Origin of the sequence: Microbulbifer echini (assembly GCF_041447225.1) — a bacterium.
Taxonomy (GTDB): domain Bacteria; phylum Pseudomonadota; class Gammaproteobacteria; order Pseudomonadales; family Cellvibrionaceae; genus Microbulbifer; species Microbulbifer echini.
In genome coordinates this window covers 1-26,040 of record NZ_JBGMEL010000025.1, presented here as the reverse complement: position 1 = coordinate 26,040, position 26,040 = coordinate 1, and the positions used below count along the sequence as shown (strand labels likewise).

General features: G+C 52.6%; 22 protein-coding genes. 12 read left to right on the top strand and 10 right to left on the bottom strand.

Annotated elements, in window-relative coordinates:
• Positions 1-519: 519 nt before the first annotated feature.
• The 6 genes from ACCI51_RS18030 (at position 520) to pcp (ending at position 5,736) form a co-directional block, all read left to right on the top strand.
• Positions 520-1,602 (top strand): 3-deoxy-7-phosphoheptulonate synthase, encoded by a 1,083-nt coding sequence (locus ACCI51_RS18030; RefSeq protein ID WP_371844811.1) that lies wholly within the window; start codon positions 520-522, stop codon positions 1,600-1,602.
• A gap of 290 nt (positions 1,603-1,892) precedes the next feature.
• Positions 1,893-2,348: a hypothetical protein gene (locus ACCI51_RS18025; RefSeq protein ID WP_371844810.1), complete on the top strand. Its 456-nt coding sequence runs from the start codon at positions 1,893-1,895 to the stop codon at positions 2,346-2,348.
• 291 nt (positions 2,349-2,639) lie between these two features.
• A complete protein-coding gene (locus ACCI51_RS18020; protein WP_371844809.1) occupies positions 2,640-3,248 on the top strand; it encodes an OsmC-related (seleno)protein in 609 nt (202 codons plus the stop codon).
• Positions 3,249-3,862: 614 nt separating this feature from the next.
• Complete coding sequence (locus tag ACCI51_RS18015) at positions 3,863-4,270, top strand: hypothetical protein (RefSeq protein WP_299587301.1); 408 nt, start codon at positions 3,863-3,865, stop codon at positions 4,268-4,270.
• Positions 4,271-4,553: 283 nt separating this feature from the next.
• The gene (locus tag ACCI51_RS18010) at positions 4,554-4,973 is read left to right on the top strand and encodes an ester cyclase (RefSeq protein ID WP_299587303.1); all 420 of its coding nucleotides are present in this window, start codon (positions 4,554-4,556) and stop codon (positions 4,971-4,973) included.
• A 94-nt stretch (positions 4,974-5,067) separates the two neighbouring features.
• The gene (gene pcp, locus ACCI51_RS18005; protein WP_299587305.1) at positions 5,068-5,736 is read left to right on the top strand and encodes a pyroglutamyl-peptidase I; all 669 of its coding nucleotides are present in this window, start codon (positions 5,068-5,070) and stop codon (positions 5,734-5,736) included.
• A gap of 153 nt (positions 5,737-5,889) precedes the next feature.
• Here the strand turns inward: pcp and ACCI51_RS18000 are convergent, their stop codons facing one another.
• Positions 5,890-6,174 (bottom strand): cupin domain-containing protein, encoded by a 285-nt coding sequence (locus tag ACCI51_RS18000; protein WP_299587308.1) that lies wholly within the window; start codon positions 6,172-6,174, stop codon positions 5,890-5,892.
• 123 nt (positions 6,175-6,297) lie between these two features.
• On the opposite strand from ACCI51_RS18000, the gene hrpB reads away from it, so the two are divergent.
• Positions 6,298-8,874 carry an ATP-dependent helicase HrpB gene (gene hrpB, locus ACCI51_RS17995; RefSeq protein ID WP_371844808.1) on the top strand — a complete coding sequence of 859 codons (2,577 nt, stop codon included), beginning with the start codon at positions 6,298-6,300 and terminating at the stop codon, positions 8,872-8,874.
• 283 nt (positions 8,875-9,157) lie between these two features.
• Positions 9,158-10,168 carry a hypothetical protein gene (locus ACCI51_RS17990; RefSeq protein WP_371844807.1) on the top strand — a complete coding sequence of 337 codons (1,011 nt, stop codon included), beginning with the start codon at positions 9,158-9,160 and terminating at the stop codon, positions 10,166-10,168.
• 68 nt (positions 10,169-10,236) lie between these two features.
• Here ACCI51_RS17990 and ACCI51_RS17985 read toward each other — a convergent pair whose 3' ends face one another.
• The 8 genes from ACCI51_RS17985 to ACCI51_RS17950 all read right to left on the bottom strand — a co-directional run bounded on the left by ACCI51_RS17985 (position 10,237) and on the right by ACCI51_RS17950 (position 17,903).
• Complete coding sequence (locus ACCI51_RS17985; RefSeq protein ID WP_299587315.1) at positions 10,237-10,671, bottom strand: nuclear transport factor 2 family protein; 435 nt, start codon at positions 10,669-10,671, stop codon at positions 10,237-10,239.
• Positions 10,655-11,530, bottom strand: a complete 876-nt coding sequence (locus tag ACCI51_RS17980) for a patatin-like phospholipase family protein (protein ID WP_299587318.1) — start codon at positions 11,528-11,530, stop codon at positions 10,655-10,657. The genes ACCI51_RS17985 and ACCI51_RS17980 overlap by 17 nt, the downstream gene beginning before the upstream one ends.
• A gap of 802 nt (positions 11,531-12,332) precedes the next feature.
• A complete protein-coding gene (locus ACCI51_RS17975; protein ID WP_371844805.1) occupies positions 12,333-13,211 on the bottom strand; it encodes a patatin-like phospholipase family protein in 879 nt (292 codons plus the stop codon).
• A 178-nt stretch (positions 13,212-13,389) separates the two neighbouring features.
• A complete protein-coding gene (locus ACCI51_RS17970; protein ID WP_371844803.1) occupies positions 13,390-14,268 on the bottom strand; it encodes a patatin-like phospholipase family protein in 879 nt (292 codons plus the stop codon).
• Positions 14,269-14,303: 35 nt separating this feature from the next.
• Complete coding sequence (locus ACCI51_RS17965; protein ID WP_299587326.1) at positions 14,304-15,164, bottom strand: patatin-like phospholipase family protein; 861 nt, start codon at positions 15,162-15,164, stop codon at positions 14,304-14,306.
• Between the two features lie 275 nt (positions 15,165-15,439).
• Positions 15,440-16,030 carry a Fe-S biogenesis protein NfuA gene (gene nfuA / locus ACCI51_RS17960; RefSeq protein ID WP_299587328.1) on the bottom strand — a complete coding sequence of 197 codons (591 nt, stop codon included), beginning with the start codon at positions 16,028-16,030 and terminating at the stop codon, positions 15,440-15,442.
• A 117-nt stretch (positions 16,031-16,147) separates the two neighbouring features.
• Positions 16,148-16,828, bottom strand: a complete 681-nt coding sequence (locus ACCI51_RS17955; RefSeq protein WP_299587330.1) for a type 1 glutamine amidotransferase domain-containing protein — start codon at positions 16,826-16,828, stop codon at positions 16,148-16,150.
• A 43-nt stretch (positions 16,829-16,871) separates the two neighbouring features.
• Entirely contained in the window at positions 16,872-17,903 is a 1,032-nt protein-coding gene (locus ACCI51_RS17950; RefSeq protein ID WP_299587333.1) for an NADP-dependent oxidoreductase, read from the bottom strand.
• Between the two features lie 258 nt (positions 17,904-18,161).
• On the opposite strand from ACCI51_RS17950, the gene metH reads away from it, so the two are divergent.
• The 4 genes from metH to ACCI51_RS17930 all read left to right on the top strand — a co-directional run bounded on the left by metH (position 18,162) and on the right by ACCI51_RS17930 (position 24,822).
• Positions 18,162-21,857, top strand: coding sequence for a methionine synthase (metH, locus tag ACCI51_RS17945; RefSeq protein WP_371844801.1), 3,696 nt, complete (start codon positions 18,162-18,164; stop codon positions 21,855-21,857).
• 4 nt (positions 21,858-21,861) lie between these two features.
• Entirely contained in the window at positions 21,862-22,083 is a 222-nt protein-coding gene (locus ACCI51_RS17940; protein ID WP_299587337.1) for a DUF2970 domain-containing protein, read from the top strand.
• Between the two features lie 545 nt (positions 22,084-22,628).
• A complete protein-coding gene (locus ACCI51_RS17935; RefSeq protein WP_371844799.1) occupies positions 22,629-24,290 on the top strand; it encodes a nitrite/sulfite reductase in 1,662 nt (553 codons plus the stop codon).
• A complete protein-coding gene (locus ACCI51_RS17930) occupies positions 24,274-24,822 on the top strand; it encodes a DUF934 domain-containing protein (RefSeq protein ID WP_371844798.1) in 549 nt (182 codons plus the stop codon). The genes ACCI51_RS17935 and ACCI51_RS17930 overlap by 17 nt, the downstream gene beginning before the upstream one ends.
• A gap of 176 nt (positions 24,823-24,998) precedes the next feature.
• Here ACCI51_RS17930 and ACCI51_RS17925 read toward each other — a convergent pair whose 3' ends face one another.
• The gene (locus ACCI51_RS17925; protein ID WP_371844796.1) at positions 24,999-25,607 is read right to left on the bottom strand and encodes a hypothetical protein; all 609 of its coding nucleotides are present in this window, start codon (positions 25,605-25,607) and stop codon (positions 24,999-25,001) included.
• Positions 25,608-26,040: the final 433 nt, after the last annotated feature.

Sequence of the window (26,040 nt, the reverse complement as noted above, 5' to 3'; positions counted from 1 at the left end):
GTGGCACTTAACCGGCCGCGCCTTTGTGTGCTTCAACGGCAACTTATCTAGTTGGCCGTACCAGCACGGCAAGATTCATCCACACCACCAGTTCCCTCACTAAGTCGTATCAAGCACAAGCTCCACAGGGTTACGCGCGCTCAGATCAGCCTTCCACTTCTCCAGCCTATATGGCCTAGCTACCCCCCACGCTTGATGATGGGCTGCACAGTCCAAACCTGGACAGCTTATCTACCTTGAGCACACGAGCTTGTCAGACTTGCTGAAGTTCGCCAACTAGGCAGGCCGGTAGGGTTCCCATCCGCCACAACCTCCACGCCAAAACTGTCCACACAGAGCCCCCCAATTTCTGTCGAACTGCCAAACTGTCCTAGGATAAATGCAAATGAATACCCCAAAAGAGGGGCGATTATTTGGTTGCAAATGAAACCCTCGCCCTATACTCCCCAGCGCAGTAGGATAAGTTATCCGCCTGCAACAGCAGCGCGGCAACAAGGAATAGAGTAACCAGTAAACGCCATGACCACACAGCAGTTTGACGACTTAAATGTTGTCTCCCAGGAAGTTCTGATCAGCCCGGAGACACTCAAGGCAGAACTCCCCAGCAGCGATGCCGCCGAAGAGAGTGTTGCCAAAGGCCGCGCCGCCGTGCGCGATATACTCGATCGCAAAGACCACCGCCTAATGGTGGTAATCGGGCCCTGCTCCGTTCACGATGTGGATGCAGCTATGGATTATGCCCAGCGCCTTAAAACCGTGGCGGACAAAGTCTCCGACACCTTGTTGGTCGTAATGCGCGTTTATTTTGAAAAGCCGCGCACCACCGTGGGCTGGAAAGGCCTGATCAACGACCCACACTTAAACGACTCCTTCAAAATTGAGGAGGGGCTCCATATCGGCCGCAAGCTGCTGCTGGATATCGCAGAATTGGGCTTGCCCACAGCCACCGAGGCACTGGACCCCATTTCCCCCCAGTACCTGCAAGACCTGATTTCCTGGTCCGCCATTGGCGCGCGCACTACGGAGTCCCAGACGCACCGCGAGATGGCCAGCGGCCTTTCATCTGCGGTGGGCTTTAAAAATGGTACCGATGGCGGCCTGGAGGTAGCTATTAATGCCCTACAGTCTGTCGCCAATCCACACCGCTTCCTCGGCATCAACAAACGTGGCCAGGTCGCCATTATCCATACCTCTGGCAACCCTTACGGCCATGTGGTGCTACGTGGCGGTAACGACAAGCCCAATTACGACTCTGTCAGTGTTGCCATGTGTGAACAGGAACTCCGCAACGCCGGCATCACCCCAAATATCATGGTCGACTGCAGTCACGCCAACTCCAATAAAAACCACGAGTTACAACCTCTAGTGGTGGATAACGTGACCCACCAGATTCTCGATGGCAATCAATCCATCATCGGAATCATGGTAGAGAGCAATTTAAAAGCCGGTAACCAAAAGATAAGCTCCAATCTGGATGATATGGAATATGGTGTTTCCGTCACCGATAAATGTATCGACTGGGTCACCACCGAGTCCTTGTTACTGGGCATGGCGGAGCAATTACGTGAGCCGCTGAAGTGCAGAAATACAGTAGCTAAATAGCTAAATACTATTTATTTGAGGGGCCTCAAGGCCCCTTACCTTTCGCAACTTTCCTCCCTGACGCCCTATCCTACCTCTTGCCTGCAATATGCCTCTGAAGCAACACTGTATTTAGTACACCTCCTCTCTACTAGATGCACGCTATTAGCTGACAATATCGGCTTGTGCGAGTATTCTCCTGCGGCAGACAGCCCAATGGGGATGGATTCCCCCGTAGATTATTAACGCCTAGGTTTGAGGCTATCACTAGCACGTCCTCCAACTCAGGTGTCCCGGAAGGAAAAAGCAAGATGGAACTGCAGTCCAATAAGGTAACAACCTATATACTGGGTGGTTTTGTATTTATTTGGCTATTGGTGAGCTTGAGTTTTGCCTTGGATAACGGTTCTATTTTCTCTTGGATTGCAACAACCCTACTGTCTATCCTCGCCGTGATGACCTTTTCCTTTAAAAAAAACCACTTTATAGATATTGAGAGCAAGCAATATATATCCAGAAATCAAATTCTTTGGCACAACTGGATAGAAAAAAAGCCCCTTTCAATTTTTAAGGGGTTAAAAATAGTCTCTTCGCCACACCACGTTAAAGACAGCAAGAAAACTCATGTCAATTGGCAGGTGGTTCTAGTTTTTAAGTATGCAAGTTCCACAGAGGGTATCAATGCAGGCTCTTTTTACCGCAAAGAAGATGCACAAAGGCATATCAATAAACTACAAAAAATGACTGATTTACCCTTGGTAAATTAAGCATTAATCTGATCCTACCCACCTACAACAAGCACTCTCTCCCAGCCGCGCCACAAGCGGTTCCATTTTTTCACCACAAAATAACCACTTGCTATTGTCAGGCTCCCAAACCTTTATTGAGCCCCTCACTTCAGCGAGAACGCTAGAACTCCATTGGGGTTCCTAAAGTAGGATTTTATTCCCAAAACTTCTCAGCTTCCCTCTGCCCTGCCTACAATCAACACGATATCGAGGGAACTCCACCTCTCGACCAATCAGTCACAAAATCTATATTAGGAAAGGAGCTTCGCTATGGAGTCAGTTCATTGGGAGATGTCGTCTTCAACGATCGTGCGCAAAATCAATGGAGAGGCTGAACAGGCAACCTTTGCGCCGCCACACCTGGACAAGGTAAAACAAGGAGAGCAATTAAAATTCCACGCACACATCAATGTGGAGCCTATGCCCCAAGGCCACCACCTCAAGAAAGCAACCATATTCTCCAATGTACCCAATGGTGGAACTTGGGAGCTTATTAGTGATGAGGGCACTGCCGTCGGTGGTAGGGGTAGCGCCCCATCGCCAATTATGTATTTTTCTGCAGGACTCGCACTTTGTATGATGTCTCACGTCGAAATGCTTGCCCAGTTAGCAGACATGAACCTAACCAAAATTAGTCTAGAGCAGAAAACCGAGTTTTCCACCACCCTCAACTTTGGTGGTATTAAACCAGAGGATATTTTTGGCAAGGGGGATAAGGTAGAGATTCATTTAATGATTGAAAGTGACGAAACGGAAGAAAAGCTCCTGAATTTTGCTCACTGCTGCAGGCAAGCGTGCATGTCTCTACAAACAGTAGCGCAGGCCACACCAGTTACTACCGCCCTCTTCATCAACAATAAAGCGATCGAATTTGAGTAGAGAGACACACTAGGTTAAAAAAACTCCAAAAAGCCCAAAGGGGGGTTATTATTCTCCTTTTTGCGCAAAAAAAGAATAAACTTTTCATTATCACATGTAAAAAAATCCCCTTACTTGTAAGATCACAGACAAGCAAGCTTCCAGGATTATTTCATAGCCTAGAATCTAATCGGCCAACCCTCGTATTGTATCCTGCCTTCATAAATTAACGCCTCAACGATTGAGAGAAGCCTGCCTGAAAGCCTCAAATACCGAGAATCATCTCACCCTCTATTTATGAAGACCAATCTCACCAGCAATTAAACCAGCTTCTTCACCGCCAACATTGCCACCTTAAAGTCACCCTGAGAAACCTTTAAAAAAATTACACCAAAAACAATTAACCGGCGCCACTGCAAGAGAAGCACGCGGATTACTACAGGGGAAAGATAAATTAGAACCCTATCAGTCTAAACGAAAAATATCAGAAAATTTTACTATTGAAGGTTTGGCCCTTTATCTCTTAATCGCATTAAGCCCACGCCTACAGTTTCCGAAACGTCCAATAGAGCGCATTGGGACAACACATGCGTTTGAGTAGACTAGTTCGCAAGTTGGGAGAAGGAGAAAATGTTATGCGCTATTTATTTTCATTAATTTTACTGTTCTCTATTGCTGGATACGGGGTTGCACAAGAACGTCTCTCGCAACTACCCGCTGGTGCTTCACCGGTGCAAATACTTGGTAAGACTTACTATCAAAGTGGTAATACATTCTATGCCTTCAGTGAGCAGGGCCGTTATTTCTACCAAGTACAACCGCCCACCAGAATACGTCAATATGAACGTCCGAGAGACATGTATATTCGTGGAGCACGCCCAGGAACTCATGCTCAGAGAGGACGCCCAGGAATTCAGGGTCTGACCCGAGACCAGGTTGAGGGTTGTATGAATGCCGCGGCAGACAAGGCCAATGCCAACCCAGCGATCGGTGGTAAGGTCTATATTCGCGAATATAACCAGTGTCTCAGTAACTATCGCTAACATTAGGCAACTGATGACGCAATTTCAGAGTTAGATAATTGAACCTGGAAGGGGCTGCAAGGCCCCTTTCTCATTTATTCAATCACAGACTTTCCAACATCCTAACCACTTAGCCCATTAAACCGTTTTCTCTGATAATCATCCGGCGAAAAAAACCACAGGCGCTGGATATTCTGCCTTGAGACCGACTTCTTTCCGTCTGATTCAAATGTTCACTCTCTCTTACACTATGCTTGCTCTGCTTCTTTCGCCAACCCTGCCATCTATAAGCCTGGAGAGCGCCATGTCCGCCAATCATAAAGCCACATCAAGAAAATTACTCGAATTATGGGGGGACAACACCCCACATGAAGCCTCAAATTATTTGTCTGCCAATTACAAAAATCACCAAATGCCCGATGCCTCAAGTGGCACCTCCGCTAAATCCCTCGCCGAATGGCAGGATTTGGTGACCGAATTCCATCGGGGCTTCTCCGATGTAAAAATGGAGATTCTGCTTCAAGTTGAAGAAGGCGACTATGTCTGTACACGCTGGAGAATTACAGCCACTCACACAGGGAAGTTCATGCAGTATGAGCCAACCCATAAGACCACCAGCTGGACTGGCATTCATACTGATCGATATGAAGGCGGAAAAATGGCTGAAAGCTGGGTGGATTGGGATAAGTATTCCTTTCTGGAGGACCTGGGCCTCATAGGCTAGATTTCTACACACTAGGATGTCTCTGGCTTTCTTATTAGTTTCTGGAATGAATAATATCCAGATATCCACCTCATCTGATTACCGTATAGAGTGCATGACAAAAGTTCTTGTGAGCGGATTCGAAGCCTTTGGCCATACGCCGGTTAACCCTGCTGAATCGGTGATGCGGGTGCTCGATGGTACCCGCATTGGCATTGCCGAAATCTGCGGCCTTCTTGTGCCAAACAACTTCTTCGAGAGTATTGACACCGTCACCGCAGCCATTGCCGAGTTGCGCCCCCAACTTGTAATTATGCTGGGTGAGTATGCGGGTCGCGCAGTAATCACCATAGAAAGAATCGCGCAAAACTTTAATGACTCAAGCCGCTATCACCTCAAGGACAATCGCGGGGTGGAAATGCAGGGTGAGCCTACCATTCCCAATGGCCCTGTCGCTTATCGCAGCAACCTGCCCCTTCGCGCCATGGTTAAGGCCATGCGCAATACAGGGGTGCCGGCGGATATATCCGACACCGCCGCAACCTTTTGCTGCAATCACCTGATGTATGGGGTGCTTCACTACATTATTACCAATCAATTGAATATACGCGCAGGCTGGATACATCTTCCACAATTACCACAAGTGGCCGCTCTTGCGGAAAATATTGGTACTCCCAGTATGTCTAGGGAAACAGCCGCTCTCGGCGTACATGCCGGAATTGAGGCCGCGCTGGCATATAGTCAAGATATCGATGAACCAATTTTATCCAGGTTCCAGATTTAAAAAATCTCCGGAACAGCACTCTAACCTCAAATTTAATCCAGAATAAAAACGGTCTGCCAATGCGGACTCGTCCGAGGCGCCAATCAAAACAAATACAATTCGACATGACGCATCGCCATGATTAATCCAGTTATGCATCGTAGCGGGTTGAACTTATGCGTCACATTCCGACAAATGCACAATCGCCCCCTTACCCAGCTGCATGTCGATCTCACCAGAGAGCACAATTACATGATTAATACTATTTGTGCGATATATGCGGGGTGACACACCTGGACCAAACTCTACCACCTTGAACATAGAACCCCCAGGTATCACGGTACCAACCTGGCGCGCCCCCTTATCTTCACCGTCCTCATAGATCAACAGGTAAATCAGTGGTCGTCCATAACTGCTGCTGAGTTCTCTACGCACGCCAATGGGAAATATGCTGGACACAGCATCAATACAGATTGCTCTATAGAAAATTCAGTTTAACCGTTATCACGCCAGCCAAAACCGCCCAGGTAACTACTGCCGCCCCTTATAACTTCTACTGCCCTACGGCTATAATCGCTCCCCATGTCAGAGTTACCTATTTATTCCGCCCTACCCGAGTTGCAACGCTGTCTGGATATGCACAGCAATGTGGTATTGCAGGCTCCGCCCGGTGCGGGCAAAACCACTGCTGTGCCCTTGGCCCTACTCGATGCCGACTGGCTGGGCCAGCAAAAAATCATCCTGTTGGAGCCGCGCCGCCTGGCAGCACGCACCGCAGCGGCACGTATGGCTGCACTGTTGGGGGAAAAGCTGGGCGATACCGTTGGCTACCAGGTGCGCGGTGAACGCCGTGTGAGCCAACGGACCCGTATTCTGGTGGTGACTGAGGGCATCCTTACCCGTCTGTTGCAGTCTGACCCAGAATTGGCTGAGGCCTCGCTAGTTATCTTCGATGAGTTTCATGAGCGCAGCCTGCAAGCCGACCTATCCCTGGCGCTGTGCTTACAATCCCAGGAGTACCTGCGCGAGGACCTCAAACTGCTGGTGATGTCCGCAACCCTGGAAACGGAAGCGGTAGCCAAAGTACTCGGCGATGCGCCAGTAGTGAATAGTGAAGGACGTAGCTTTCCCGTGCAGGTCGATTACCTTACCCAGCGGGAGACGCCAGAAGACCATCGCTCCGTGCCCACACTGATGGTGCGCAAAATTGTAGAAGCGCTGCGAGAGGATGAAGGCAGCCTCCTCGCTTTCCTGCCTGGCGTGGGAGAAATTCGCCAAGTGGAGACATTGCTTCGCGAACAGCTCACTTATGGTAACCAGGCAAACGCAGACACTATCGCCATTACCCCCCTCTACGGCGACTTGACCCGGGAACAGCAAGACCAAGCTATTTCCCCTGCGGGACCTGGTCAGCGCAAGGTAGTACTGGCTACCAATGTGGCGGAGACCAGCCTGACAATCGAGGGCATTCGCCTGGTTGTTGACTCCGGTCTGATGCGGGAATCACGCTTCGACCCCAACAGTGGTATGAATCGGCTGGAGACCTGCCGCATTTCCCAGGCCTCCGCCACACAGCGTAGCGGCCGTGCGGGACGCCTCAGTGCAGGGCGCTGCCTGCGCCTGTGGAGCGAAGGGCGCCAACCCAACCTAAGCAGTAAAAACACACCCGAGATTCTGCGCAGTGACCTGGCCCCCCTGGCCCTGGAACTGGCCCAGTGGGGTGTGAGTGAACCCAGCGAACTCCGCTGGCTGGATCTACCCCCACCGGGACCCCTGGCGCAAGCCCAGGAACTTCTTCAACAGTTGGGAGCGCTCGACCGGGACTTGCGCATTACCCAGCACGGCAGCGCCATGCTCACTCTCGGCTGCCATCCCCGCCTCGCGCATATGATGCTCCGCAGTCTTGATTGGGATTTATCACAGCAGGCATGCCTACTGGCGGCGCTATTGTCGGAGCGGGATATCTTCCGCGGTGAAGCCCGCTGGGATCGGGATATCCGCAAGCGTATTGAAGTACTACAGGGGCAAATGAAAGGTCAGAGCATTGATCGCGGAGCTGTCCAGCGCATCCGTCAGCAGAGTAAAACCTGGCACGCCCAACTACAGAATGTTGTCTCATCACAGCTGCAAAATGCAGAAGACCTCGACCAAACTGACGGGGTGGGGGCACTCGTTGGGCTGGCTTATCCGGACAGAATTGGCAAAAGCCGCCGTGATCGCGGTCGCCGCTTTCTCCTCTCCAGTGGCCGGGGAGCGCATTTCTCCCACGACGACGCCTTGGCGCTCAATCACTTTATTGCAGTTGCGGAATTGGATGGCCAGGGCCGCGATGCGCGCATCCAGTTGGCCGCACCAATTTCTGAAAATGCCTTACGCCACTGTTTTGCCGACAGGATCGAGGAAAAAACCACCATTCGCTGGGATGACATCGCTGGGCGAGCCGAGGCGCTGAAAGAGGTCACGCTGGATAAACTGGTGCTGCAACAACAAGCAGCCAAAGATATCCCAGCAGAATTATTGAGCCGCGCCCTACTGGACGCCATCCGCCAAAAGGGGCTTTCCCTACTGCCTTGGCGTCACGAAGCACAACAATTACGCCACCGACTGATGTTCCTCCGCGAAGAGGAGCACAGCAAAGCTCAGCCAGAAGGGGGGCTACTGCCCGACTGGAGTGAAAGCGCACTACTGCAAAACCTGGAAAACTGGTTACTGCCCCATCTACACGGGCTCCACAAACTGGAACAACTCAAACAGCTGGACCTGCTCAATATTCTGCGCGTCCAACTCGATTGGCCCAAGGTACAAGCGGTCGATGAACTCGCACCCAGCCACTACACCGTGCCCAGCGGCTCACGCATCGCCATTGATTACGCGGTATCTCCGCCAGTACTCGCCGTACGCCTACAGGAGCTCTTTGGCCTGACAGAAACCCCAGCAATTGTACGCGGACGCTTTCCCTTGATGATTCACCTGCTCTCCCCAGCCCGGCGCCCGGTTCAAATCACCCGCGACCTGGCGAATTTTTGGGCAAACACTTACGAGGAGGTTAAAAAGGAGTTGCGTATTAAATACCAGAAACACTACTGGCCCGATGATCCGCGCACCGCTGTCGCCACCAACAAGACCAAAAGGAAGATGGGCAATCCCAGTGGCCCTTAAGGGAGCCCCAGGACAGATCTATGGTTTTTCGACTCCAGTTAAGCCCGGATACTGTAGATCCCCATTAAATTGCTTCAATTTCATCTTGGGCTTGCCAAAGGGGAACGAAATCCGTACTTTTCTGCCAATAAGTTATTAACAGACATAACCTCTAAACTTGGAGAATCTCCGAATAATTCCATGAATCGCTCTGAATGCCCCATCGGACGGGCCTTGAAAGCTTTAGAGATGTCGCGAAATTATTCAGGAATGCCCAACCATTACCCCCATTTGGAGAAACCCCTTGCACAGGAAGCTCTTAGTACTTCTCAGCCCGCTGCTTTTTCTCGGCTGTAGTTTTGACGATTTACCCGACTTCATCATTCCCGCCAATGTAGACTACGATCAGGAGATGCGCCTACTAGTGGAAGACATCAGCGTCTATGCCAAGGGCATCGACCGAGATTTCATTGTTGTCCCGCAAAATGGCATCGAGTTAATCACCACCAATACCCAAACCAACGGCCCGGTAGACAACACCTATGTGAATTCCACCGATGGTATCGCCCAGGAGGCGGTCTTCTTTGGACAGGACGGTAAGGTAGACCAGCCAACCAGCGAAACTGAAAGCGATCGCCTACAGGCCTATCTCGACTTGGCCAAGGAAGAAGGCCGTGAAATCCTGGTGACCGATTTCGCCAATACTGAGCCCAATATTGACGAGTCCTACAAAGAGAACGAAAAAGCCGGCTACCTCTCCTTCGCCGCCGACTCGTTAAACCTGAACGATATTCCACCCCACCCCAAGGAGCCCGTCAATGTAAACAGCAACAACATTGATAAGCTGGAAGATGTCAAAAATTTCCTTAACATCACCAATCCAAGTCTTTCTAACACGCGCCAGGACTTTGTCGATAAATTATCCGAAACCGACTACGACTTGCTGATTATCGACTTCTTCTTTACTGATGGCGAACCCTATACCGAAGAGCAGATCAAGCAGCTCAAGGTAAAGAGCAACGGCAGCCGCCGCCTGTTGATGGCCTATGTCGATATTGGCATGGCCCAGAGCGACCGCTACTACTGGGAATCCTACTGGCCGACCAACCCCCCGGCCTGGTTACTGGACGAAGTCCCCAATGAACCGGGTAACTATTACGTGGAGTACTGGAAGGCCGGATGGCAGGACATTATCTATGGCAACAACGATTCCTATATCTTCATGATCGCGGATGCCGGTTTCGATGGCGCCTATATGGATGGCATCGACGTTTTCGAATACTTCGACTCTCTGGAAACAGAGGAAGAGGAATAAGCCTCGCGCTATAACGTGCAAAATTTCCGCCCACCACTTCATTTTGCTGGGTGGGCGGGAATGCGTCATCAGATCGGCTGCGCGTCCTTGTACTGGGTTACGTACTGGGAAAGTCGGCCAGACATCTCTTCCGCCAGCTTCTGCAGGGCGTTGAGAGGCCGCACCATCACTTCAAACTCCACTATCTTACCGCTCTCATCAAATCGAATAATATCCAGGCCCTTCAGGCTCTTATCGCCAATAGTGGCCTTAAACTCCAGAGCCAGATCACGACCGGATTCCGTGGTAAAACTGCGGTCGTATTCAAAGCTCTCGAAGACCTGCATTACGGTATTGAGGATCAGGCAAACTGCCGCAGAGCTGTGGTAGGGCTTGAAAAACGCCGGAGAGCGGAATACCGCATCCTCCGCGACAATCGCCGGTAGCCGGCTGAAGTCCCGCGCCGCAACCATCTCGTGCCAGAGGGCAATGGACTCCGCTATTGCATTATTGGAATTGTTCATCGGATATCTCCTGTTCGAACATAGGCTTGTGTAGAAACTCCCGGCCATCGGCACAGCCGAGTTCATAGGTCATCTGCGCCAGTTCCGGGTTGGTGTAGTCCCAGACACTGATAAAGGGCGGCTTTGAGGGTTGCACGTAGGTCCATAACTGCTCGCCGTTACGTCGCGTAAAGCAGTTTGGGTAGCGTGGGTAACGACGACTGAGTAATATCAATACCCGACCCTCCCCACTATCCAAGCCCGCCACCGGAATATTATCCACCACCCCACCATCAAGGACCGGAGCACCAAAGCGACGCAGTCGCGGCGTAAAAGGCGGCGTACAGGACGAACATAGAATCAGCTCTACCAGCTCTTCCACAGTTGCACAGTCCTGCGCGCGATAAAAATTCTGCTTAAACCCCAGGCCAAGAGCCACCTTCGGGTGTAGACGGCGCATTACATGTTTGTCGGTATAGTAGGCGAGCGCCCCCACCCCAAACGCCACCCCGGCTGTCAAAAAGCGCGGGGGATGAGTAATAGCAATCTGCAGATCAGCGGCATTGCTCAACGGTTCCAGGCCATCGCGAAATAACTCCAGCATGGCATTACGAAAAATCCCATACTGGGGAAATACCCGCTCTTTCTTTAACAGATTGCTCCAGTAGGCATTTTTGCGATTGGCCGCAAAAGCAGACCAAAAGTGCTCCCTGCCGGCCTCAATACGCCCCATCAGGATCAGGCTCGCCATCAGTCCACCCGCGGAAACCGCAGTTACCCGCCTGGGAGAAAGCCCGATTTCATCAGCAATAGACTCCCAAAAACCTATCTGCCAGGTACAGCGGCCGCCGCCACCGGCAAAAACAACCTGATCAAACATGTGTCCCTTCCCTCCCTCAATGGGCCTGTCGCCCTCCCTGTCCACAAAAGCGCCCTAACATCCCATTCTGGCAGCCCATACGCACAGCGATACAGTGAACCAATATATACAATATGCAACTTGTTGCATAAGCTAATGGAATCAGCAAGTTAGTGCAACCATAGGATTTAGCCACCGCACCCAGCCTGGTATTAACAGAACAAGCAAACACCCGCTGCCCCCCGGTAAGCAATCATCAATGTATACCTTCTTTGCAGATGGCTATAAGAAAACGCCGAGAGATTGAGGGAAATTAAGAGTGGCGAAGTGGCGACAATCTGCTAGGACACCCTAAAATTTCGGGATAATTTCATAGTGCCTTTGGCTTACACAGCCGCCCACCATCAAAGTCCCTCTTTACAAGACATCTAAGGAAGCTCTGGGCACCTTTCATGCTACCCGGCGTTACCACCTGTTTTACTCAGCGCGACACACGGGTGTCAACTTGGTGTTTTTTTGCTGCGATATCGACTTTATGGATTTATTTTCTATTAATAAAAAATCATGAAATAAAGATGAAAAAATAAGCATTACAAAGGTAGTGACAAAGTTAAAACCCCAACGTTAAGAGTGATACAACCACTCCATAAATTAACTAGTGGCATCAAACAAATTGCATTCTTATCAGCTTATGACTTTGGGTATGTAGCCAAACCCTATAAACCTCATCGGGAAATTTTTCATACTTATTTCCCCACCTGAATTAACTTTATGGACTGTTTAAATACGGCTATTTCTTGTGAAGTTTCCTGATACATAGAGGCTAAAGTGTCTGAAGGGCTGAGCAGCTGTAAGTGCCCGACTTAAGTTTTCTCAGTGTTGCCCTACCGTCGGCTCGACCAATTTCCAGAGTCTCTATAACCGCATCGGGGTTAGTGAAATCCCACACTTTAATCGGCAATGACTGTGAGGGTTGCACATAGGTCCAAAGCTGAGAACCTTGGCGCTGGGTGAAACAATCGGGGAAGTCGCGGAAACGACTGGTAAGCAGAATTAACACCCTACCCTCATTGCTGTCCAAGCCACCAACCGGAACATTGTCCACAATCCCTCCATCCAAAATTTCCCTGCCATTCAAATGGAGCCTTGGGGTAAATGGGGGGGTACAAGAGGAGCTCAGAATCAAGTGCTCCAGTTCGTCCATATTTTTACAGTCTTGAGCGCGGTAGAAATTCTGGCGAAACCCGAGCTTAGTCGCCGCCGTGGAGTGGAGATTACGGGTAAACCCCTTGTCTGCATAGTAAACAACGGCTCCAAAAGTTAACGCCAAAGGACCGTACATCCAGCTCGGTGGGTGACTGACCGCGAGACGCAGTTCCGCTACGCCCTGCAGGGCCTGCGGCCCCTTATCGAATAACTGCCGAATACCGTCCCGACAGATGGCGTACTGGGGAAACACCGCCTCCTGAGTGAACAAGTTGCCCCAGTAGATATTTTTTCGGTTAGTATCAAATACCGAACGTACATATTTTACCGCCTCTCGCCCCCGGCCAATCAAGAGCAACCCCGCCACTAGGCCACCGGCAGAAACCGCACTGATCACCCTGGGCGATAAGTCGACCTCATCAGCCACCGATTCCCAAAAGCCAATCTGCCAAATACAGCGACCGCCACCGCCAGCAAAGACAACCTGATCGAACATTGATATACCCCTTTTATACCACCACACCACTCTTCCTGAGCAGGCGCATCCCGTACTCCCCCAATCAATATCCAAATGCAGCACCTGCGAGCTAGAGCCGACACTGAGCGACCAAACTGCCTTTCAGATAGAACGCTATCGGTAACCTCCGCCAGCCATAACATCTTTTCGTTAGAAATTACTTTCCTGGATGAGCGGCGTAATAGCCCCGCTCCGCGAGCATATTCTGCAAAAATTGGCGACCATCTTGGCGGCCCATTTCATAAGCTGTGACCAACCCCTCGGGATTCGTAAAATCCCAAACACTGATAGGCGGCGATCGCGAAGGCTGTATATACGTCCAGAGCTGCTTGCCGTTGCGTCGGGTAAACCAGTCGGGAAATCTAGGGTAGCGGCGGGTGAGCAGAATAAGCACCCGGCCCTCTTCAGCATCGAGGCCACCAACCGGCACATTGTCTACTACGCCTCCATCCAGGGCTTCCCTTCCCGCCAAGCTTAATCTTGGTGTAAAAGGCGGAGTACAGGATGAACTCAGGATCAACTTCCCAAATTCACTGACACCGGCACAATCTTGGGCACGAAAAAAGTCCTGTCGATACCCAAGGCGTCGCGCCATTTTGGGGTGCAATTTGTGCAGCAAATATTTGTTGGAATAATAAATTACCCCTCCAACTGCCAGTGCCAGTGATACCGGTAAACAGTTTGGCGCGCGTGACACGGCAACTCTCAGCTCTGCGGCGGATTTCAAGCTGTCAAAGCAGTCGCTATATAGGGCTATTATCCCCTTCTGGTAGATTCCGTAATGAGGAAATACCGGCTTCTTGCCCAGCAGGTTTCTCCAATACACGTTTCTTCGATTGCCCCTAAAGACCGAGGAAAAATAATCCACCGCATCAGAGGCCTTACCAGTGAGTATCAACCCCGCGATCATCGCGCCCGCAGACACTCCCGTGACCACTCTCGGTTTAAGGTTTATCTGATTGGCGACCACCTCCCAAAACCCGATCTGCCAAGTACAACGGCCACCACCCCCAGCGAATACCACTTGATCGAACATCCGTTAAACTCTCCACCAAACGAGACACGAGTGGCTCACTTGGCACTCCCCTCCGGAAAACGAACCGCCAGAAATGCCTCTCCGTCGGCGTAGCCCGCATCGAAGGCCTGCCACAGTCCCTGCGGGTTGGCAAAATCCCAGACACTAATTGGCAGGGGGCGGCTGGGCTGTACATAGATCCATAACTGTTCATCTTTTTGGCTGGTAAAACAGCTCGGATACTGAGGGTAATTTCGGGTCAGTAGTATCAGCACCCGCCCAGGATCTGGATCCAACCCACCCACCGGCACACTGTCGACAATGCCCCCATCCAAGACTTCCAACCCGCCATGTTGTTGTCGTGGCGTAAGCGGCGGTGTGCAGGATGATGAAAGAATTAATCGTTGTAGCGCCTCATGATCGGCACAGTCCCGCACTGAATGAAACAACTGGCGATAGCCCAGGCGTCTCGCCGTATTCGGGTGCAATGAGCGGGTAAGGTAGGTATCGGAGTAATCAATTCCCGCACCGACAATCAGGGCCAGGGGGCCATTCAGCCAACTCGGGGAATGGCTGACGGCAATACGCAGTTCCGTAGTGGCGCACAAACGCTCAAAGCCACCCTCAAATAACCTGCACATGCCGTCGCGATAAATTTGATGGTGAGGAAAGAGCGGATCCTTGTTAAACAGGTTGCCCCAATGAATATTTCTCCCATTTTCCTCGAAAGCCTCGGCAAAGTGCTCTACTGCGTCCAGGGATCTCCCCATCAAAATCAAACTGGAAACCAAGGCACCGGCAGAAACGGCACTGACCACTTTAGGCCTGAGTCGAACCCTGTTGGCGATAGACTCCCAAAATCCAATCTGCCAGGTACAGCGCACTCCTCCGCCGGCGAATACCACTTGATCGAACATAGAGCTCTATCCCCGGCCAATTTGCTGCAACTTACGGAGCAAAGCAGCCGCAGGGCGCCATCCGCTACAGCAGAGTGTGATTACCCTACCCCTTCAGAAAAAGCGTAGGGGGCCTTTAAAATATATACGGGTAGAACAAAACCTGGGGCAACAGACGCGGCTTCTAGCGAAGCGGGCAAAGAGGATGACGACAAGGTGAGGAGTGCAAACGGGTACTAAAAAGGCGGAGAGAATCCCCGCCTTTTTTCCATTCCTGGGAATGAGAGAACTCGATATCAGTAATAAGCCTTGGACTTATCCGTGTGGTCGGTAATGTCTTTCACCCCGGCAAGTTCCGGGATTTTCTCTTTCAACGTTTTCTCTACCCCCTCTTTCAGGGTCATATCCACCATTCCACAGCCCTGACAACCACCACCGAATTTCAGTACAGCGAACTTGTCCTCGGTCACCTCCACCAGGCTTACCTGACCACCATGCGAGGCCAGGCTGGGGTTCACCTCGTTGAAGAGGACATAGTTGATGCGGTCTTCGATGGGGCTGTCATCGGTAATCTTCGGCATCCGTGAGTTAGGCGCGCGAATGGTAAGCTGCCCCCCCATTTTGTCCGTAGAGTAGTCGACACGGGCATCATCCAGGTAGGGCACACTGCGGCCTTCGAAATAGGCCTTGAGGCCATTCATCTCGATAACCACATCCTCAGCGTCCTCCTCCCCGGGGCGGCAGTAGGCAATGCAGGTTTCGGCACTGGGGGTACCTGGGTTGGAGACAAACATACGAATCGCAATCCCCTCGCAGTCCTGCTTGGCCAACAGCTCTTTCAGGTATTCCTGCGCGGATTCGGTAATGGTGACATTCAATTCTGACATAAGCCTTCTCAAATAACCGAGCTTCTTTGTCGGGTATTTTACTCTCAGAAGCGCCCGAGTGAAACCGGTGTCTTATCGAGGGCGGATACCACCCCGATAATCCGCGCCCCAGATGGGTCAAACCGGGATCATTCCCATCAGGGTTTTAGCGACATCCTCCGATGAGGCGGGGTTCTGACCCGTGACCAGCTTGCCATCCACCACCACATAGGGCGCCCAATCCGCCTCTTTGGAATAGTGCCCGCCCCGATCTTTGAGCATATCCTCAACCAGGAAAGGTACTACATCCACGAGTCCCACCGCCTCTTCCTCGGTGTTGGTAAAGCCCGTGACATTCTTGCCGGATACCAGCGGCTTACCATCCGTGCGCTTAGTGTGGCGAAAGACACCCGGGGCATGGCATACCGCGCTGACCGGTTTATCCGCCGCGTAAAACGCCTCAATCAAGGAAATGGACTTCGGGTCCTCCGCAAGATCCCACAGAGGACCATGCCCCCCAGGGTAGAAAACCGCATCGAAATCCGATTCCTTCATTTGCGCCAGCACACTGGTATTGGCGAGTAACTGCTGAGTTTCAGAGTCCTGATAGAAACGGCGGGTGGCGTCAGTTTGGGCGTCGGGCTCATCGCTTTTGGGGTCCAGAGGCGGCTGCCCCCCTTGAGGAGACGCAAGGGTCACTTCTGCGCCGGCATCCTTAAAGATGTAGTAAGGCGCGGCAAACTCCTCCAGCCAAAAGCCGGTTTTCTTCCCGGTATTACCCAGCTCATCGTGCGAAGTCAGTACCATCAAAATTTTCATCGGCAACCTCCTTGGTGCGCAATGGAATATAAAAAGTCAGAATTCAATCGTCGGTGCCTACGCGCACCACAACCTTGCCAAAATTCTCCCCCTGCAGAAGCCCCATCAGGGCCTGGGGCGCCCGCTCCAGGCCCTCGATCAAATCCTCACGGTACTTGATCCTCCCCTCTCGAACCCACTGGCTCAAGCCGGTAACAAATTCAGCAAAGCGGTCGTATTGATCGTAGATAATGAACCCCTGAACTTTCAGCCGCTTGGCCAGTATTTCACGCATCAGTAAACTCAGGCGATCCGGGCCCTCGGGTAGCGAAGTTGCATTGTAGTGAGCTATAAGCCCGCACACAGGAATGCGGGCGAAATCGTTGAGTAGGGGCAAGACCGCATCGAATACGTCGCCGCCAACGCTCTCGAAATAGATATCCACGCCATTCGGGCAGGCTTCCACCAATTGCTCGGGAAATTCTTCCGCCCGGTGATTCAGACAAATATCAAAGCCCAGCTCCTCCACGGCATGGCGACACTTCTCCGCACTGCCGGCGATGCCAACTACCCGGCAATCCTGGATTTTTCCAATCTGTCCGACAGTGGAGCCCACCGGCCCCGTGGCCGCAGCCACAACCAGGGTATCCCCCGGTTGTGGCTCACCGATCTCCAACAGGCCATAGTAGGCCGTAATACCCGGCATACCCATAACCCCCAGAGCATAGGAGGGTTGACTGGGGCTTTTCCCCAGATTGACCAGACCCTCACCATCGGAAACTGCGTAGTCTTGCCAGCCGCAGTAACCCAACACCCAATCCCCGGCCTCAAACCCGTCGAGGTGTGACTTAACCACCCGACTTACAGTACCGCCTACCATCACGCTCCCCAGGGGCACAGGCTCCGCATAGGATTTGGCATCGCTCATACGTCCGCGCATGTAGGGGTCCAGGGATAGGTAGACGGTGCGCAGTAAAAGCTCGCCCTGTTCCGGCTCAGGCACCCCCAGCTCTTCAATGCTGAAGTTGTCCGCCCCCGGTGCGCCCTCTGGCCTGGATGCCAATATCACACGGCGATTCTTATCTTTTGATTGCATGCTCCCTCTCCTTTAATGGGTCTTAACAAGCCTTCCTGCCCCTGGTACAGACCACGCTTCCTGTATCAGGCCAAACACCGTTACCGAGCTTTTATGTCCAATGAAGGCCAAACTATAGATATAAATTGCACGCCCTTAGCAAAAAAATACCGGTTATTGTGTCGTGTTAATTTTTATCAACCAATTTAGCCCCTGTTGACAAGTATCCCTGTGCTAAGATTGACGCCTTTCCCGCCATCGACAAATAAGGATTGGTCAATGTCCCCGCAGTCCCGCAATCAACGCCTAGAGCAACTCAAAGCCGCACTCGCTCAACGCATCCTGATTCTGGACGGCGCCATGGGAACGATGATCCAGAGGGAAAAACTGCAGGAAGAGGATTACCGCGGCGCCCGTTTTGCCGACTTCCACCAGGACCTCAAAGGTAATAACGACCTGCTAAGTCTTACCCGGCCGCAGCTGATCGAACAGATCCACCGGGAGTACCTGGAGGCCGGTGCCGACATTATCGAGACCAATACATTTAACGCGACCGAGCTGTCCCAGTCTGACTACGATATGGAACATCTGGTGGTAGAGCTGAACCGCTCCTCGGCGCAAATAGCCCGCCGTGCGGCGGATGCCCTCTCAACGGCGGAGAAACCCCGTTGGGTAGCCGGGGTGATTGGTCCCACCTCACGCACCGCAAGTATATCCCCCGATGTCAACGACCCCGGCGCGCGCAATGTCACCTTCAATGAGCTGGTACACAACTATGTGGAAGCCGGCCGCGCTCTGGTCGAGGGCGGCAGCGACCTGATCCTGATCGAAACCATCTTCGATACGCTCAATGCCAAGGCGGCTATTTACGCCATGCAGCAGCTGTTTGAGGAACTGGGATTCGAATTGCCAATCATGATCTCCGGCACCATTACCGATGCCTCGGGTCGCACCCTCTCCGGCCAGACCACCGAAGCGTTTTACTATTCCATTGCCCATGCCAAGCCGATTTCTGTGGGCCTCAACTGCGCTCTCGGTGCCACCGAATTGCGCCCCTATGTAGAAGCCCTGTCCGGCGCTTGTAGCACTTATGTCTCCGCGCATCCCAATGCCGGGCTCCCCAACGAATTTGGTGAGTATGATGAAACCCCGGAGCAGACCGCAGCGATCGTGGCCGAATTCGCCCGCAGCGGTTTTCTCAATATTCTCGGCGGCTGCTGCGGCACCACACCGGAACATATCCGCGCAATTGCCGAAGCAGTGGCCGATATCGCGCCGCGCCAAGTGCCGCAAATCAAACCCGCCCTGCGCCTGTCAGGATTGGAGCCCTTTGTCGCCGATGAGACCGCCCTGTTCGTCAATGTGGGCGAACGTTGCAACGTCACTGGCTCCGCCCGCTTCAAGCGCCTGATTCTGGAAGAGGATTACGATACAGCCCTTCAGGTCGCCGCCGCCCAGGTGGAGGACGGCGCCCAGGTCATCGACTTCAATATGGATGAGGCGATGCTCGATGCACACGCCGCCATGCGCCGCTTCCTCAACCTCGCTGCCACCGAACCAGATATCGCCAAGGTGCCGTTTATGGTGGACTCCTCCAAGTGGGAGGTCATCGAGGCGGGCCTGCAATGTATCCAGGGCAAACCCATCGTGAACTCTATCAGCCTGAAAGAGGGCAAGGAGGAGTTTATCGAAAAGGCACAATTGTGCCTGCGCTACGGTGCCGCCGTGGTGGTAATGGCCTTTGACGAACAGGGCCAGGCGGACACCTTCGAACGCAAGATCGAAATCTGTAAACGCAGCTACGATGTGCTCGTTCATGAAGTCGGCTTCAACCCATCCGATATTATTTTCGACCCCAATATATTTGCCGTCGCGACCGGTATCGAAGAGCACAACAATTACGCCGTGGACTTTATCCAGGCCTGCCGCTGGATTCGAAAGAATTTACCGAGTGCTCAGATTAGTGGCGGCGTCTCCAATGTGTCCTTTTCTTTCCGCGGCAACAACCCAGTGCGCGAGGCCATTCATTCGGTCTTCCTGTTCCACGCCATCAAGGCGGGTCTGAATATGGGCATCGTCAATGCCGGCCAGTTGGCGGTTTACGACGAGCTACCACAAGAGCTGCGGGAAAAAGTGGAGGATGTGATCCTCAACCGCAACGACGAGTCCACCGAGGCCCTGCTGGATATCGCCCCCAAATATATGGGCGAAGGCGGCGGCACCGCACGCAAAGAAGACCTGAGTTGGCGCGAGCTGCCGGTCAAAGAACGTTTGGCGCACTCCCTGGTAAAAGGGATCAACAACTATATCGTGGAAGATACCGAAGAAGCCCGCGCACAATCCTCCCGCCCCCTGGATGTGATCGAAGGTCCGTTGATGGACGGAATGAACATCGTCGGCGACCTGTTTGGCGAAGGTAAGATGTTCCTGCCACAGGTGGTGAAATCTGCCCGTGTCATGAAACAAGCGGTCGCCTACCTGCAGCCTTATATCGAAGCGGAAAAAAACGAAGACAGCCGGCCCAATGGGCGCATTCTTATGGCTACGGTGAAAGGGGACGTACACGATATCGGCAAGAATATCGTGGGGGTGGTACTAGCCTGTAATAATTACGAGGTCATTGACCTGGGGGTAATGGTGCCCGCCGAGACCATCCTGCAAACCGCACGGGAAAAGGACTGCGATATTATCGGCCTGTCCGGTTTGATCACGCCCTCCCTCGATGAGATGGTCCATGTCGCTGCAGAAATGGAACGCCAGGAGTTCGATATTCCCCTATTGATTGGCGGCGCCACCACCTCTAAAGCGCACACCGCAGTCAAAATTGATCCCCAATTCAACCGCAATCAAGTGGTTTATGTGGCCGACGCCTCCCGCGCTGTAGGCGTCGCCAGCAATCTGATCTCCGAGGAGCTTCGCTCCGCTTTTGTGGAAAAAATCTGCGCCGAATACGAAAAGGTGCGCACCCGCACCGCCAACCGCAAGCGTAACGATACCCGCCTTACCTACGCGGAGGCCCGCGATACCGCACCGGCATTCGACTGGCAGACTTACCGTCCCGCTAGACCCAACAAGCTGGGAATAACGGTCATCGATGACTTCCCCCTGGAAAAGCTGCTCGACACCCTCGACTGGACACCTTTCTTTATTTCCTGGGATCTGGCGGGCAAGTACCCGGCGATCCTTAAAGACAAAGTGGTCGGCGAAGCCGCTACGGATCTCTACCGTAATGCCCAGCGCCTGCTGAAAGAAATGATTGCCAAGAAGCAGCTGCGCGCCCGCGCCGTATTCGGCCTCTGGCCGGCGAACAGTGTCGGCGACGATATCATCGTCTATCGAGATGAAGAGCGCAGTGACGAGCTGGCGCGCCTCCACCATATGCGGCAACAAGTACAAAAGCGGGGCGGCGATGGCCTGTGCCGTTCTCTGGCAGACTATGTCGCACCTCTGGATGCCGGGTACATCGATTATGTTGGCGGCTTTGCTGTTACCACCGGTATTGGCGCCGACGAGCTGGCACAAAGCTACGAAGCCCGACACGATGACTACAACGCGATTATGGTCAAAGCCCTGGCAGACCGCCTCGCCGAGTCTTTCGCCGAAACGCTGCACCGTTTAGTCCGCAAGGAGTACTGGGGCTATGCAGAGGATGAGGTGCTCAGCAATGAGCAACTAATTAAAGAGGCTTACCAAGGTATCCGCCCGGCGCCCGGCTACCCCGCCTGTCCGGATCACTCGGAAAAGGCTACCCTCTTCAAACTATTGCAAGCAGAGCAAAATGCTGGGGTCAGCCTGACCGAGCATTTCGCTATGATGCCTGCAGCCGCGGTAAGCGGCTGGTATTTCGCCCATCCGCAGGCCAAGTACTTCAATGTAGGTAAGATCGGCCGGGACCAATTGCAAAGCCTGGCCGGTCGTAAAGGTATGAGTGAACTGGAACTGGAGCGCTGGCTGCGCCCCAATCTTGAGGATTGAGTCCATGCAAGAAAATAATAAGAAACAAGCGGATAAGCCCGGTTTTTTCCAGGTAATACTCAGTACCCTGGCTGCGGCAATCGGTGTGCAGAGCAACAAAAATCGTGAGAAAGATTTTCAAAGTGGCAGTATGGCCCATTTTGTAGTCGCCGGAATTATCTTCACCATTTTGTTTGTCTTAACACTGATCCTGATTGTGAAGACGGTACTGGGCAATATGGGCTGAATGGGCGGATGCCTGTAAACCTCAACCTGAGTGGAATCTGGCCCGCCGTCTCACATCCCCCGCCATTAGTGCGTGTACAGCACTACAGCAAGGCTACGCACAAGGCCTCACGATTGAATCCATAAGGGATTTGCCCGGTACTACTCAGCTCCGGGCCTGGGTGCTTAGCGGGTGGCAACCCAGAAAACACAGGTGGCGACAAAGGTAGCAACAAGAGCCACAGCGGCAATGGCATCTACGAAATTGTCTTCTTCCGGGGTAACAACTACTTCTTCATTCATCGAATCTCTCCGATTACGCATTATTGTTATTCAAAGTAGTGAGCCGTTTGCAACGGTTCCACCAGTAGAGCAAATCCCTGAAAGCGGCGCAAGGCAACCGCTACAGGCATCCTCCTTCGCTTATAACTGTTGGTTACAGACATAGCGGAAAATATTGTTATTTATCGCATAAGCTCACTGGTATGTTAGGCGCCAGCGGAGAACTGTCCGGGGCCTGCCCCTCTCTCCACCATCCGCGCACAAAGGCAATGGAATCAAGCTGTTATGTATCGATACGACGACCGGGATCGCGCCATCATCAACGATCGCGTCGCCCAGTTCCGCGGCCAGACGGAACGTTACCTCGCCGGCGAGTTAAGTGAGGAACAATTCCTGCCACTGCGCCTGCAAAATGGCCTCTATATTCAGCGACTGGCCCCCATGTTGCGCATCGCCGTGCCTTACGGCCTGCTCAACAGCGACCAGTTGCGCCGTCTCGCCCGTGTAAGCCGCGACTATGACAAAGGCTACGCACACTTCACCACGCGCCAAAACCTACAGTACAACTGGCCCCAGCTGGAAGACGTGCCCGCTATTCTGGCCGAGCTGGCCGAAGTGGAAATGCATGCGGTACAAACCAGTGGCAACTGTATCCGCAATACGACATCAGACCCCTACGCGGGTATTGCCCTCGATGAGATCGCCGATCCGCGCCCCTACTGCGAATTGATTCGCCAGTGGTCCACCTTTCACCCCGAATTCGCCTTCCTGCCGCGCAAATTCAAAATCGCGGTCAGCGGTTCTGAGCAGGATCGCGCCGCGATTCGTGTACACGATATTGGCGTACAAATCGTCAAGCGGGGTGAGGCCATCGGATTCCAGGTGCTCGTTGGCGGCGGTCAGGGCCGCACTCCCGTTATCGCCGAAACAATCCGCGACTTCCTGCCGGAAGAAGACCTGCTCTCTTACCTGGAAGCGATTGTGCGCGTGTACAACCAACTGGGCCGCCGGGACAACAAATACAAGGCGCGCATTAAGATTCTGGTAAAAGCCCTAGGCCCCGAGGAATTTGGTCGCCGCGTAGAAGAGGAGTGGCAACAAATAAAGGATGGGGTGGAAAAACTGACTCCAGAGGCCCTACAGTGGGCTAAGTCCTTCTTTACCGCGCCCGACTACAAAACCTTCGATGACGCCGCAAGCACGGCCGCCCTGCAACAGCAGGCGGACAGCGACAAAGCCTTCGCCCGCTGGCTAGAGCGCAACACCTACCCCCACCGGGTACCAGGTTACCGGGCCATCAAGCTCTCCACCAAGCCCACAGGTGTTCCCCCCGGCGATGTTACCGACCGCCAGCTGGAGGCCATCGCCGACCTCGCTGACACCTTTAGTTTCGGCGAAGCCCGCGCAACACACGACCAAAATGTGGTGCTGGCCGATGTGGAACAAGGGCAGCTGTACGAGTTGTGGCAACAGGCGCGCAAACACGGCTTTGCCACACCGAATATCGGCACCCTCACCGACATGATCTGCTGTCCCGGTGGCGACTACTGCTCCCTCGCCAATGCCAAGTCTATCCCTGTGGCCGAGGCCATCCAGCGCCGTTTTGACGATGTGGATTATCTCTACGACCTGGGTGACCTGAACCTGAATATCTCCGGCTGTATGAACGCCTGCGGCCACCATCACGTGGGCCATATCGGCATTCTCGGCGTAGACAAAAAGGGGGAGGAGTTCTACCAGATTCAGCTCGGCGGCAGCGCCTCCAACGAGGCCAGTCTGGCCAAGGTGCTCGGCCCCAGCTTCTCTCGGGCTGAGGTGCCAGACGTAATTAGCAAGATCCTCGATCTTTACGTTGAACAGCGCCGGGCCGAAGAGCCCTTTATCGACACCTACAATCGCATCGGCCTGCAACCCTTCAAGGAGAGAGTCTATGCCAAAGCCAGTTAAACTGGGCCCACAGCCGGGCAACCCCCGCGAGCTGATTCTGAATAGTGAAGTGTGCCCCAATGAGTGGCAGCTTCTACCGCAGCAGGAGGAGGGGGAAAATAATGAGGCAAACGCCCTGCCCTCCGGCAAGATTATTTTGCCCCTGCGCCAGTGGCAAGCCCATCGGGAGGCCCTGGCCGAACGCAGTGCAGAAGTGGGTGTATGGCTCGATAGCGACGAGGGTGCGGAATTAATCGGCAGAGAAGCGGCAAATTTGCCATTGATCGCGATTAACTTCCCCGCTTTTGCCGATGGCCGCGGCTTTACCGCCGGCCGTATGCTACGCGAACGTTTCGGCTTCAAGGGTGAATTGCGAGCGGTGGGTGGCTTTATGCGTGACCAGCTCACCTATCTGCAGCGCTGCGGTTTTAACGCTTACGCATTTGAAGGTGATCAGTCGCTAACCAGCCTAAAAGAATCCCTACACGACTTTGGGGACAGCTACCAGTCGGGAGTGGATCAGCCCCTACCGATGTTCCGCAGACGTTTCTAAAACAAGCTCTCAGCTAAGTGCGCCCTAGCCACCATGGGCAGTGGCGCACTATGTCCAACAATTTTTACCCCTTTCTGACGAAGATACCGTTCTAATAGGGGTAACCGCGAAAGAACATAACCCCTTCACCAAACTCTCTTCCCCAAATGCCTCCCCAAACCAGCACCCGCGACTATTTAAATCGCCGCATCCAAAAGGGCTATTCCATTACCATAAACCACATCGTTTCCCGCTCCAGATATACGGAACGGTATTTGTGTTAAATCACCACCCAGGGAGCTTATAGCGAGAGCGACCCGCTTCATTTCCAACGGCCCTGGCTGGTAGTGGCCACTATGGTTATTTACTTCGAGAACTTGGTATCCCGCACCCAAAACAATCGTTCCCGCACCCAATACCGGGCCACCAGCCAAAAAAGATGAATGATGAAAATGCCCGATATTTTTTCTTCCGACGTAGAAATTTCTCTGAGAATCGACAACAAAGATTATGTTTCCTACCGTATTTTGCACTATACCCAACTCAAACCTTTTACTCTGAGGAACAACAAGCGCTCTTCCTGTAAAAGTTACCAGGTGTTTCTGCCTCTCTCGATCGGTTAGGTAGCGAACATTACCATTGCGACCATGAGTGGCCTGATGGTTGGGGTGATGAACTTCCGGCCAATAAGGAACAGCTACCATCTTGGCTCCCTTTGAACGCCCCAAAAGCCCCAGGGTTGTTAATGTGGAACGCAGACGTCTCCAGCGCCTTCTTGCCCTCTCTTTTTTTTCTGCCTCAGTCATCAGATGCTTCCTTCCATGAAGTGATTAAGATTAATAGGGGCACCCTAGCCCCAAACATCACTCAAAAGAATATTGAAAGCAGCATGAACAGCTTATGAATAATACGAGCTAAAAAATGCCTCGTAAGGGTTTTTCTCCGGCTAGGCTAAGCTCTGAACAGAGATATGCAATGAGCGCTCGACGGAAAATCCAATATTTTAGACACTTTCACCGAGCACAAACTATGGATCAATACTCAATGTTAGATACGTCACCCAACATTAAACGCCTAGCACCTGGTGAAAAAACCTATCAAAATCCGCTATATCCAGCTTAGGGAACCTCTGAATAATTCCGAGCCAATTTGGTAGTATTCAGTTATCCGTCAAGGCTACGATAGATCATGCACCAAGTCACCTTTGCCGAAGCAGAATACAATCTGAAGCGCCGTAAA